The organism is Streptomyces sp. NPDC101178 (assembly GCF_044767965.1).
Classification (GTDB): domain Bacteria; phylum Actinomycetota; class Actinomycetes; order Streptomycetales; family Streptomycetaceae; genus Streptomyces.
Genome location: NZ_JBIWOZ010000010.1, coordinates 82981 through 95089 on the forward strand (window position 1 = coordinate 82981; position 12109 = coordinate 95089).

The 12109-nt window shown below is 73.7% G+C and carries 9 protein-coding genes; 7 read left to right on the plus strand and 2 right to left on the minus strand.

Going from position 1 to position 12109, the window contains the following annotated elements:
* Window positions 1-43: 43 nt before the first annotated feature.
* The 3 genes from ACIRR8_RS26875 to ACIRR8_RS26885 all read left to right on the plus strand — a co-directional run bounded on the left by ACIRR8_RS26875 (window position 44) and on the right by ACIRR8_RS26885 (window position 3349).
* Complete coding sequence (locus ACIRR8_RS26875; RefSeq protein ID WP_404069578.1) at window positions 44-1843, plus strand: DUF4153 domain-containing protein; 1800 nt, start codon at window positions 44-46, stop codon at window positions 1841-1843.
* A 94-nt stretch (window positions 1844-1937) separates the two neighbouring features.
* On the plus strand, window positions 1938-2648 hold the full coding sequence (locus ACIRR8_RS26880) for a ribonuclease HII (protein WP_404069580.1): 711 nt from the start codon (window positions 1938-1940) through the stop codon (window positions 2646-2648).
* 62 nt (window positions 2649-2710) lie between these two features.
* Window positions 2711-3349 carry a hypothetical protein gene (locus ACIRR8_RS26885; RefSeq protein ID WP_404069746.1) on the plus strand — a complete coding sequence of 213 codons (639 nt, stop codon included), beginning with the start codon at window positions 2711-2713 and terminating at the stop codon, window positions 3347-3349.
* 111 nt (window positions 3350-3460) lie between these two features.
* On the opposite strand, the gene ACIRR8_RS26890 is transcribed toward ACIRR8_RS26885, so the two are convergent.
* Window positions 3461-4111: a hypothetical protein gene (locus ACIRR8_RS26890; RefSeq protein WP_404069582.1), complete on the minus strand. Its 651-nt coding sequence runs from the start codon at window positions 4109-4111 to the stop codon at window positions 3461-3463.
* Between the two features lie 215 nt (window positions 4112-4326).
* The gene (locus ACIRR8_RS26895) at window positions 4327-6498 is read right to left on the minus strand and encodes a RecQ family ATP-dependent DNA helicase (protein ID WP_404069584.1); all 2172 of its coding nucleotides are present in this window, start codon (window positions 6496-6498) and stop codon (window positions 4327-4329) included.
* 110 nt (window positions 6499-6608) lie between these two features.
* Here ACIRR8_RS26895 and ACIRR8_RS26900 point away from each other — a divergent pair, with 110 nt between their 5' ends.
* The 4 genes from ACIRR8_RS26900 to ACIRR8_RS26915 all read left to right on the plus strand — a co-directional run bounded on the left by ACIRR8_RS26900 (window position 6609) and on the right by ACIRR8_RS26915 (window position 11816).
* Complete coding sequence (locus ACIRR8_RS26900; RefSeq protein WP_404069586.1) at window positions 6609-7985, plus strand: DUF4192 domain-containing protein; 1377 nt, start codon at window positions 6609-6611, stop codon at window positions 7983-7985.
* A 154-nt stretch (window positions 7986-8139) separates the two neighbouring features.
* A complete protein-coding gene (locus tag ACIRR8_RS26905; protein WP_109163229.1) occupies window positions 8140-8883 on the plus strand; it encodes an NUDIX domain-containing protein in 744 nt (247 codons plus the stop codon).
* Between the two features lie 145 nt (window positions 8884-9028).
* Window positions 9029-10765: an ATP-binding cassette domain-containing protein gene (locus tag ACIRR8_RS26910; RefSeq protein ID WP_404069588.1), complete on the plus strand. Its 1737-nt coding sequence runs from the start codon at window positions 9029-9031 to the stop codon at window positions 10763-10765.
* Window positions 10766-10925: 160 nt separating this feature from the next.
* Entirely contained in the window at window positions 10926-11816 is an 891-nt protein-coding gene (locus tag ACIRR8_RS26915; RefSeq protein ID WP_404069590.1) for a FadR/GntR family transcriptional regulator, read from the plus strand.
* Window positions 11817-12109 lie beyond the last annotated feature (293 nt).

The window sequence follows — 12109 nt, forward strand, 5'->3', positions numbered from 1 at the left end:
GCCGCCTGCGGGCGTGCGCGGGTGCCGGTGGGGGAGGGGTCCCATGTCCGAACGACCGTCAGAGGCGAGCGGGGGGCCCGCGTCGTCCGAGGCGTCAGGCCAGGCGGCCGATGGCCCGCCGGTTTCGCGGTCAGTGGCTCCGGAGCGGACGCCCGCGGATGCGAAGCCTACGGAACCGACGCCTGCGAAGCAGGTGCCACCGGCGGCCACCGAGCCCTCCGCCACGCCCGCCTACCTCCACGCCCAACGGCAGCCGGACCGAGGCGCGCAGCAGACCTGGCAGCCCGGTCAGCCCTGGCGGCCGCCCGTCAAGGGCCCCGGCGCGACGGCCAAGCTCCGTCCGGCCGCGCCGCCGCTGGTCCGGCCCGCCGTGCTCTGGGCGGCCCTGGCCACTGCCGTACTCAGCGCGCTCCTCCTCGGCGACGGCCTCGGCGTGAACCTCCTGATCGTCGCCGTGCCCGCCGCCCTGGCCGCAGCTTTCGCCGCACGGGCCGCGGGCCGCCGACCGCGTCCGTGGACCGCCACGTGGGCCGTCGGCGGTCTCGCGCTGCTCGTGGTGCCCGCGCTCCGGGACGCGGGCTGGCCGGCCTTCCTGGCGGTCGTCTCGGCCTTCGCCCTGGGCTCGCTCGCGCTGCACGGAAGCCGGACGTGGCCCGGCGTCCTGCTCGGCTCCGTGGGCACCCTGGAGTCGGTCGTGCCGGGTGCCCGGTGGGGCTGGCGCGGGGTACGGGAGCGGGCCGACGGCTCGCGGGGGCGCTGGGGCTCCGCCGTACGCACCACGGCCGTGGCCCTCGGGCTCCTCGTGGTGTTCGGGACGCTCTTCGCCAGCGCCGACGCCGCCTTCGCCGACCTGCTGGGCCGGCTCACCCCTGATGTGTCGATCGTCGACGGCCCGTGGCGGACGTTCCTCTTCCTCGTGGGGCTCCTGGGCGCGCTGGCCGCCGCGCGGACCGCCGCCGCACCCGTGCGGTGGGACGGTCTCACCGTCACGCCGGGCAAGCCCCGGGGACGTACGGAATGGGCACTTCCGCTCATCGTCCTGAACCTGCTCTTCGCCGCGTTCATCACCCTGCAGCTCGTCGTCCTCCTCGGCGGCTACGACAAGGTGCGGGAGCAGACCGGCCTCGACCACGCCGAGTACGCCCGCCAGGGCTTCTGGCAGCTGCTCTGGGCCACCCTGCTCACCCTCCTCGTGATCGCCCTGGCCCTGCGCTGGGCGCCGCGCGGAGGCAGCCGGGACCGGACGCTGGTCCGCGCCGTCCTCGGCACCCTCTGCGTGCTCACCCTGGTCGTCGTCGCCTCCGCCCTGCGCCGCATGGACCTGTACGTCGACGAATACGGGCTGACCCGGCTGCGGATCTCCGTGGCGGCGATGGAACTCTGGCTCGGCGCCGTGTTCGTCCTGATCCTGGCCGCCGGGGTCTTCGGCGCCAGGTTCCTGCCGCGCGCGATCGCGGTCAGCGCCGGGGCCGCCGTCCTCGCCTTCGGACTGGTCTCCCCGGACGCGGTGGTCGCCGAACAGAACGTCCAGCGCTTCCGGGACGACCGCACCTCGATCGACATCGACTACCTCAAGGACCTCTCCGCCGACGCCGTACCCGCTCTCGACAGACTGCCGGAACCGCAGCGCTCCTGCGCGCTCCGGGTCATCCAGCGCGAGCTGCACACCTCCGACTCCCCTTGGTACGCCACCAGCTGGGGCGAGGCGCGGGCGCGGGCGATCCTCCGCGAGCGTCCCGCCACCAACGGGCGCGACACCTGCTACGGGCTGGGCACGGACGGCGTACGGGAGGGCGAGCGGGGCGGCTACGAGCAGGACCACGACGACTACGACCCCTACTGATCCGGCCCCGGGCCGGGCCCGGTGGCCGAATCTCGGTGTGCGCGATGCCCCGGGGTGTTGCTGCCGTCGCTCTCGGCGTACGCTGGCTGGCGCCATGCCGTACGAACCACCCACGCACACCGTCGAGCGCTCGCTCCGCGCTACCACCGGCGCCAGGACCGTTGCCGGTGTCGACGAGGTCGGACGCGGGGCGTGGGCCGGACCCGTCACCGTGTGTGCCGCGGTCACCGGCCTGCGCCGACCGCCCGAAGGCCTCACCGATTCCAAGCTGTTGACGCCCCGGCGGCGTGCCGAGCTCGCGCCCGTCCTGGAGAGCTGGGTCACCGCCCACGCCCTGGGCCACGCCTCTCCCGAGGAGATCGACGACCTCGGCATGACCGCCGCCCTCCGGCTCGCCGCCGTACGTGCCCTGGAAGGCCTGCCGGTCCGGCCGGACGCGGTGATACTCGACGGCAAGCACGACTACCTGGGCGCTCCCTGGCAGGTCCGTACGGTCATCAAGGGCGACCAGTCCTGCATCGCGGTGGCGGCCGCCTCGGTCATCGCCAAGGTGTACCGCGACCGGATGATGGCCGAACTGGGCGGCGAGTCCGAGGAGTACACGGACTTCGCCTTCGGCGCCAACGCGGGATATCCCTCGCCGGTGCACCGGGCCGCACTGGAGGAGCGGGGGCCCACGCGTCATCACCGCCTCTCCTGGGCGTATCTTGACGCGTTGCCCCGGTGGCAGCACCTGAAGAAGGTCCGTTTTTCCGCCGAGGCGGCCGCACTCGAAAGCGGGGGCCAGCTCGGCTTCGAATTCTGACCGCGCGCAGGCGCCCACCAGCGATGCCGACCGATGACGTCGGCCCACGACAGACCACCATCCTGCCTCTCTTCCTCCAGGAGCCTCAGATTCACGAGAGTGCCCAGGGTCCCCGCGTCACCCCGGCCGCCGGCCGAACCGCGCCGACCCCCCGTCCCGTACCAGGTCCGCGTTCCGCGGCCACGCCGCGTCCCGGTCGTCCGGGCCCCGGCCCCGCGCGCCCCACGCCTCCGGCACAGCGCGCACACCCCGCACCCGTACCCGCGCCCGCGGCGCCCCAGGGCGTTCCGAGCCGGCCGGAGAATCGTTCCGGGCCGCAGCTCCAGCTGATCCCGGCCCCGGCCGGCGGAGCCCTCGACGCGGCCGAGGAAGCGGTCGACCTGCTGCTGGAGTCCGGCCGCGCGCCGGGCGACATCCTGGTCCTCACCACCGGCGAGCAGCACCCGTGGGCCGCCCACGAGCTGTCCTTCGGCGAGGCCTCCTACTGGGGCCAGCAGGACGCGGGCGACGACGTCTTCTTCGCGGACGCCTCCGCGGTCGACCGGGCCAAGCCCCGGCCCGTGGTCGTCGTGGCGGTCAACGGGGACGCCGGTGACACCGTCACCCGCGCGCTGCCCGTCGCCCGTGACCGCGCCACCACGCTGCTGATCGTCTGCGGAGACCCGCAGACGGTCAACGCCGCACTCGGCGCCGGCGTCTGAACCGACGCACCGGTTCGAGCGCCGGTGTCTGAACCGCCGGACCCGTTCGAACCGAGGAGCCCCGGCCGCCCGTGACGGCGGCCGGGGCTCAGCGCGTGAAGTGCTCTCCGCTCACCGGGCGGCCGAGCGGCGCAGCGCCTCGGCCGAGCCGCCACCGGTCCGCGTCAGCGTGGGCTGCTGCTCGGCCACGAGGTCGGCCAGCGGGGCCGGCTCCGACAACGAGCTGGGCCGCCGTCCGCCGCGCCCCTCGCCGAGCACCTGCCAGCCGCCGCCGGTCAGCGTGATGTACGCACCGCACCGCAGCCCGTGCAACGTGCAGGCGTCCCGCAGCCCCCACATCCACGCACCGTCCTCCTCGGTCCACCGCTCGTCGCCGTCACGGCAGTAGAGAAGTACGGCCGTACGCACCGGAGTGCGGCGGCGCAGATCGTGCGGGATGACCCGCCGCAGCTGCGCGAGCAGAGCGTTGCGGAAGTCCCAGCCGTCCGCCGCCGCACTGTCCCGCCGCGTGAACGAGGCGCTCGCCGTGAGCCGTTCCTCGTGATCGAGGACCGCGACCACGGCGGTGGCCGGCGTCGGCCGGTGGCGGGAGTGCAGCCCGCTGACGACCTCGCGGGGATTGCTCAGCAGCGGGATGCCCGCAGAGGCCCACTCGGCGGGTTCGAGCAGCCGGGCAAGGCGGTTGACGGAGTCCCCTCCACCCGGTGGGGTCGAGAACGCCGATATCGAAGTGGCTGAGGACGGGGCGAATCCGAAGGTCATGGTCCTCCCTTCGCTACGCGCCCATGGTGCGGGCAGGGTCGAGTGAGGGCGCGCCGCGGCACAGCCCTACCGGGCCCGACGAGAACTGTGCGGGGAGCGATACCAATTCTTCCTGGCGCATCGGCGGGCGGCAACGAGCAATTGGCGACGCTGACGGGTATCGGCCGGAATGCTACTGATATCCCTGCCCAGCTCCGGCCGGATGACGCCTCCCGTCACCCCTGAACCGCGAGGACCAGCGGACACACCCCCTGAGCTCCGGCCCGGCGCAGCAGCCGCGCGGCGACGGCCAGCGTCCAGCCGGTGTCGGAGAGGTCGTCCACGAGCAGGACCGGACCGCCCGCGGACTCCAACGCCCGCGCCAGATCCGGTTCGACGGTCAGCGCCTCGTGCAGGGCCCGCACCCGCTGTGCGCTGTTGGTCTGCGACATCGTCAGATCCTCGGTGCCCGGCGCGTACGTCACCGTCCCGAGCAGCGGCATCCGGCCGATCTCGGCGATGCGCCGGCCGAGCGACTCCACCAACTGCGGCCGGCGGCGCGAGGCTACGGTGACCACACCGACCGGCCGGGGAGCGGCGTCGGGCGCGCCGGTGGCCCAGCCGCCGGGGCCCTTGGCCCAGTCCGCGAGCACGGTGACCACGGCGTCGGTGACATCGTCCGGCACCGGCGCGTCCGGTGCCTGCGCCGCCAGCATCGGGCGCAGTCGGTTGCCCCAGCCGATGTCGGAGAGCCTGCCCAGCGCCCGTCCGGCGGAGGAGAGCTCACCGGCGGGGATACGTCCCTTGAGGTCGACGCCCACCGCGGACAGACCGGTGGGCCACATCTTGCGGGGTGCCACCTCCACCCCTGGCCGGCCGAGCTCGTTGCGGGCACCGTCCAGGGCCGCGGTGGAGACCTTGTCGTCGAAGCGGGCGCCCGCGCAGTTGTCGCAGCGCCCGCATGCGGTGGCCTCCTCGTCGTCCAGCCGCAGCCGCAGGAACTCCATCCGGCACGCCGTCGTGGTGGCGTAGTCCCGCATGGCCTGCTGCTCGGCGGCCCGCTGCCGGGCGACCCAGGCGTACCGCTCGGAGTCGTAGACCCACGGCTCGCCCGTGGAGATCCAGCCGCCTTTGACCCGCTTCACCGCACCGTCGACGTCCAGCACCTTGAGCATCGTCTCCAGGCGCGTCCGCCGAAGGTCGACCAAGGGCTCCAGCGCCGGCAGGGAGAGCGGCCGCTCCGAGCCGGCCAGAACGTCCAGGGTGCGGCGCACCTGCTCCTCCGGCGGGAAGGCGACCGAGGCGAAGTACTGCCAGATCGCCTCGTCCTCCTTGCCGGGGAGCAGCAGCACCTCGGCGTGCTCGACCCCGCGCCCCGCGCGGCCGACCTGCTGGTAGTAGGCGATGGGGGAGGAGGGCGAGCCCAGGTGCACGACGAAACCGAGGTCGGGTTTGTCGAACCCCATGCCCAGCGCGGAGGTGGCGACGAGCGCCTTGACGCGGTTGGCCAGCAGATCGTCCTCGGCCTGCTGCCGGTCCGCGTTCTCCGTCCGGCCGGTGTAGGAGGCGACCGGATGCCCGTTCTGCCGCAGGTAGGCCGTGACCTCCTCGGCCGCCGCGACCGTCAGCGTATAGATGATCCCGGAACCGGGCAGCTCGCCGAGGTGGTCGCCGAGCCAGGCCAGCCGGTGCGCGGCGTTGGGCAGTTGCAGCACGCCGAGACTCAGGCTCTCCCGGTCCAGCGGACCGCGCAGGACCAGCGCGTCCGTGCCCGCGCCCGTACCCAGCTGCTCCGCGACGTCCGCCGTCACGCGTGCGTTGGCCGTGGCGGTGGTGGCGAGCACGGGAACGCCGGCCGGGAGATCGGCGAGCATGGTCCGCAGCCGTCGGTAGTCCGGGCGGAAGTCGTGGCCCCAGTCGGAGATGCAGTGCGCCTCGTCGACCACCAGAAGCCCGGTCGCGGCCGCGAGCCGGGGCAGCACCTGGTCCCGGAAATCGGGATTGTTCAGCCGCTCGGGGGAGACCAGCAGGACGTCGACCTCACCGGCCGCCACCTCGTCCTGGACGCTCTCCCACTCCTCCGTGTTGGACGAATTGATCGTGCGGGCGCTGATCCCCGCCCGCGCGGCCGCCGCGACCTGGTTGCGCATCAGCGCCAGCAGCGGCGAGACGATCACGGTCGGGCCGCCGCCCTGCGCGCGCAGCAGCGAGGTCGCCACGAAGTAGACGGCGGACTTGCCCCACCCGGTGCGCTGCACGACCAGCGCCCGGCGCTTGTCGGCGACGAGCGCCTCGATCGCCAGCCACTGGTCCTCGCGCAGCCTGGCCTCACCCGTGGGATCCCCGACGAGGCGGGCGAGGACGGAGTCGGCCGAAGCCCTGAGTGCTGCGCGATCTGCGTTGGTCATCCCCCCATGCAACCCGATGACGACCACAAACCGCGAACGGCGTGGCGTGCCTGTGGATAACGTTATCCACAGGGGTCGCGGGATCCGGCGGACCGCGGGACCTTCGAGTCATGAACAAGCACCAGGAATCCACCAGCCCCTCCGACGGTCAGCAGATCACTCTGCGCGGCCCCGCCGAACTCGCCGACGCCCTCCCGTATCTGATGGGCTTCCACCCCGACGACAGCGTCGTGATGGTGGCCCTGCACGGAGGCCGCGGCCGGTTCGGCGGCCGTCTCCGGCTCGGCATTCCGCGGGCGCCCGGTGAATGGGGGCCGGTCGCCGAGCAGCTGGCGGAGAGCCTGATCTCGGGCAGCGAGCGGCGCGGCGGGCGGCCCGACGCGATTCTGATCTTCCTCTGCCAGGATTCGCCGGACGGTGGGAGCGGCCCTGCGACCATGGAGCGCCTGCGGCCGTTCGCCCAGAGCCTGCGCACGGCGTGCGGGGCGCTCGACGTGCCGGTCCTCGAAGCGCTCTGCATCTCGGACGGCCGGTACTGGTCCTACTGCTGCCCCGACACCCGGTGCTGCCCGCCCGACGGAAAGCCCCTGGCCATGCCCGGTACGACGGTGATGGCCGCGGCGGCCACGTACGCGGGGGTCCACGTGCGGGGGACGCTGCGGGAGATGGAGGCGCGGCTCGCGCCCCGGCAGAAGCCGGACGAGACATTCGCACAGCTGCAGGCGCTGGACCGGGCCGCGGCTTCGCTGGTCCCGAGGATCCTGGACGAGAGCGCGAAAGCCCAGGCGGCTGAGGAGACCCTCACGCTCGCCCACGCACTCATGGGCCGCCTCGGCCGGTCGCGGTCCGCGCCGGAAGCCGTCTCCGACTCCGGGGACGACCGGCTGATCACCGAGGACGAGGCCGCCGCCGTCATCCTCGGCCTCCAGGACCGGGAGACCCGTGACAAGGCGGCGGCCTGGATGGAAGGCCCCGACGGCCACCGCGCGCTGAGGTTGTGGCGGACACTCGCCCGCCGCTGCGTCGGTCCGTACGGCGAGCACGCGGCGGCTCCGCTGACCCTGGCGGGCTGGGTCTCCTGGTCCACCGGCGACGAGCCCGGCGCACGGGTCGCGCTGTCCATGGCCCTGCGCGCGGACCCGGAGTACACGTTCGCGCAACTCCTGCACCGGGCCTGCAACGAGGGCCTGGACCCGGAGACCCTGCGCCGCTGCCTGCGCGGTGACGCTACGGGCTCCGATGCGACGGCCCCGGCCGCCGAGGAGGCCGGTGCGGGCGCCGTAAGGGGCCCCGCCCTGCATGTCCGCAGCGTCAGGCCGGCGGCGAACCGCTCACGGCGGCGCGGAAGTGGCCGCCGGACGACGAACGCGCAGGGAAGCACACCGGCGCCCGCTACCGCCCGCACCGGCCCTCACGGTGCGATGCCCGGACGCCGGCCGCGTGACGTCCGGCGCTACGGCAGGCGGGGCACGGGGACGCGGCGCTGAGGTCGGTGGGCCGGCGCGTTGGCGGGCCGGGGTGCGGGCGGGTGCGGTGCCGTGCCCCCGGCTCCCCACGCGTCCACCCGCGCACCCGGCTCCCCTGATCACCGGAGTGCCCGAAGGGAGTGTTTATCGTCAGGCAGACGACTATGATCACGTCATGCCGCCCTACGACCCGTCGACCTTCCCGCCCTTCGCCGTCACCGTGGACCTGGTCGTGCTCACGGTGCGCCGTCACGCGCTCTGCGCGCTGGTGGTCCGCCGTGGGGAGACCCCGTTCCAGGGCCGGTGGGCGCTGCCCGGCGGTTTTGTCAGGGCCGATGAGGATCTCGGATCCGCGGCGGCGAGGGAGCTCGTCGAGGAGACGGGGCTGTGCGCCCACGATCCGGCGAAGCCGGCCGTCGGCAACGGTGCGCATCTCGAACAGCTGGCCACCTACGGGGACCCCGCACGGGACCCCCGGATGCGGGTCGTCAGCGTGGCCCACCTCGCCCTCGCGCCGGATCTGCCCGCGCCCCGGGCCGGCGGGGACGCGCACAGCGCGCGCTGGGCGCCCGTGGAGGATCTGCTCAGGGAGGGCGAGCAGGCGACGCCGCTCGCCTTCGACCACGCGCGGATCCTCGCCGACGGTGTGGAGCGCGCCCGCTCCAAGATCGAGTACTCCTCGCTGGCCACCGCGTTCTGCCCGCCGGAGTTCACGGTCGGAGAGCTGCGCCGGGTGTACGAGGCGGTGTGGGGCGTAGTCCTCGACCCCCGTAACTTCCACCGCAAGGTCACCGGCACTCCCGGGTTCCTGGTGCCCTCCGGCGGGACCACCACACGACAGGGCGGCCGGCCCGCGCAGCTGTTCCGGGCCGGTGCCGCCACCGTGCTCAATCCGCCGATGCTGCGGCCGGAGGTCTGACGACGGCGCCTGTCGGCAGCCGGGGGAGTGCGGAAGACCCGGGGTCTGCTGCTGCACGAAAAGTCGGAAATGTCGCGTTATGTTGCTGCGGTACCCCTCTGCCGCCGAGCGGTCTCACCTTCCGTGAGAGAACGCGAGAGAAGCGATGCTCCAGGCCATCGGACTCACCAGCACACCCCGTCGCGCCGCTCCGCCCGCCGTGGACGACCTGACCTTCGAGGCTCCGCCCGGCCGCGTCACCGCTCTGCTCGGCGCCCCCGGTTCGGGCAAGACCGCGGCCCTGCGGCTGATGCTGGAACTCGACTCCGGCCGGGGCGTCGCCTACTTCCGGGGCAGGCCGCTGCACCGCATCGCCCACCCGGCCCGCGAGGTGGGCGTGCTGCTCGGCGACGTACCGGGGCATCCGTCCCGTACGGCCCGCGGCCAGCTCCGGATGCTCTGCGCGGCCGCCGGAACGCCCGCGACCCGGGCCGACGAGATGCTCGAGGTCGTGGGCCTCGCCGGGCTCGGGGACCAGCGGCTCGGCACCCTGTCGGTCGGGATGGACCGCCGGCTCGGCCTCGCCTCCGCCCTGCTCGGCGACCCGCACACCCTCGTCCTGGACGAACCGGCGGAAGGCCTCTCCCCGCGCGAGAACAGCTGGCTGTACGGGCTGCTGCGGGCCCACGCGGCGCAGGGCGGAACCGTCCTGTACGCCACCGCCGACCCCAAGGAGGCCGCCCGCACCGCCGATCACGTCGTCACCGTCGACGGCGGCCGGCTCGTCGCGGACCAGGAGGTCGCCGACTTCGCGCGCACCCGCCTCCGCCCCCGCGTCGCCGTCCGCACCCCGCACGCGGCCCGGCTCGCCGCGGTCGTCAGCAGAGAGGCCCGCGCCGCGCGGCGCTCGGTCGAGGTGGTCCCCGAGCCGAACGGCCGGCTCACCGTGTACGGCTCCTCCTGCGCCGAGGTCGGGGACACCGCCTTCCGGCACGGCGTCCCGGTCCACCAACTCGCCGACGAGATCGGTGACACCGGCCCCGCCGCCCCGCCGCCGGACACCGGCGAGACCCGGCAGCCCTCCGCCGCCGCCCTCTCCGAACTGCCGCCGCCCATCCGCGCCCGCCCCGCACGCGGCCCGCTGCGCCCGCTCCGCTACGAGCTGCGGCGCTCCCTCGGCGTACGGACGACGACCATGATCATGGCGTCCGTGCTCCTCGTCTCCGCCGCGCTCTCCGTCCTGCTCGCCCGCACCGGCTCCACGCCCCTGCCGCGCGCACTCGCCGCCTGGCCCGAGCTGCTGCCGCTGCCTCCCGCCGCCCTGGGCGCGGGCATCCTGGGCGCGCTCTCCTTCGGCGACGAGTTCCGCTACCCGGCGCTCGCCGCCGGACGCGGCACCGTGCCCCGGCGGATCGGCCTGCTGCTGGCCAAGCTGACGGTGACCGCCGGCTTCGCCCTCCTGCTGGCCTCGCTCGCCATCGTCGGCGGCGCGCAGGCCCTCCGGCTCTTCTACGGGCCGGAGTTGATCACCGTGCCGACCAATGCCGTCGCGCTCGGAGCGAGTTGGGCCTGCCTGACGGTGGGCTGCGCCTGGGCGGGGCTGCTGGCGGCGGGCGTCTTCCGGGTGGCCGGGGCCGGGATCGCCGCCGTGCTGGCCGTTCCGGTGCTGGTGGTTCCGCTGGTGCAGAAGGTGTTCGAGGCCCCGTCCGCGCGTTCGGTCACCGGACTTCCGGGCAGGCTGCGCGAACTGGCCTGGTGGCAGCTGCCGCAGGAGGCCGACCGCTGGGTCCTGGCCGTCGCGCGGGTGGTCGCGCAGCCCGTGGGCGCTGCGCTCACCCTGTCGTTGTCGGCCCTGATCTGTGCGTATCTGTTCACCAGTCTTCGCGGAAAGGTGCGTTGGTGATCACTGCGGACCGACGTCGAGGAGGGGAGCCCGCAACTCCCTAGGAAATGCCGGGTTCATGCGTATATGGCGTCAATTGCGGCGTGAGCGCCGATCACCCTTTCGTGTGCTTTTCACCAAAGACCTCAAGGGGTGGACGGGCCACGCCGACAAAGGATGCGTGAGTACCCTTGCGCACACCATGATGACCGCCGCCCGCTCCGCCGACTCCGGCCTGGCCGGCTCGGGCGAACTCGATCGCTATCCCTATGCGGAGGCGCCGGCCGGCGAGCGCGCCGCGGCCCGGCCCTGGGGCGGTTCCGATTCCGAGTTGGGGCGGGCGAGCCGGCGGGGAGCGGCCAGCCGCGGACGCGGCCTGCACGGCCAACTCGTCCAGCAGCTCGGCCAGATGATCGTCTCCGGCGACCTCGGCGCGGACCGCCCCCTCGTCCCCGAGGAGATCGGCCAGCGCTTCGAGGTCTCCCGTACCGTCGTACGCGAGTCCCTGCGTGTCCTGGAGGCCAAGGGGCTGGTCAGCGCGCGTCCCAATGTCGGTACGCGGGTCCGTCCGGTGAGTGACTGGAACCTGCTGGACCCCGACATCATCGAATGGCGCGCCTTCGGCCCGCAGCGCGACGACCAGCGCCGTGAGCTCGCCGAGCTGCGCTGGACCATCGAGCCGCTCGCCGCTCGCCTCGCCGCCGGCCACGGCCGGGAGGACCTCCAGCAGCGCCTCGGCGACATGGTGGAGATCATGGGGCACGCGATGGGACAGGGGGACGCGATCACCTTCTCCCGTGCCGACGCCGAATTCCACGCCCTGCTCATCCAGGCCGCGGGCAACCGGATGCTCGAACACCTCTCCGGCATCGTCTCGGCCGCCCTGCACGTCTCCGGCGGCCCGGTCACCGGCTGCGACCGCCCGGGTGACGCCTCGCTCGCCCACCACGCGCGCATCGTCGACGCCCTCGCCTCGGGCGACTCCGCGGGCGCCGAGACGGCCATGCGCCAACTGCTCGTCGTCCACCCCGACGTGGAGCGCGTGGTTCCCGCGCCTCGCGAGCAGCACTGACCGGTCCACGGCCGGGGTGGACAGGCCCTGTGCCGCCGGACCGCACGGGTCCGGCGGCACAATGATGAGGAGATGATGCCTGCCCTGGCACGGTTCGTCCCGAATGGGGTGTGACTCGGGCCACGCGGATTGGGCGTAACACTCCTCGAAGCAGCGCGATGACTTAAGAGGTGACCGCCGCGGAAGGAATACAGCAGCCCTTGGGCGCGCTGTTTCAGTTCTGAGGCCAAACCCGCGCCGTCGGCGACATCCCCAGTCGACGGTCGTCGGTTCCAGCCCTCCCCAGGGCAGGG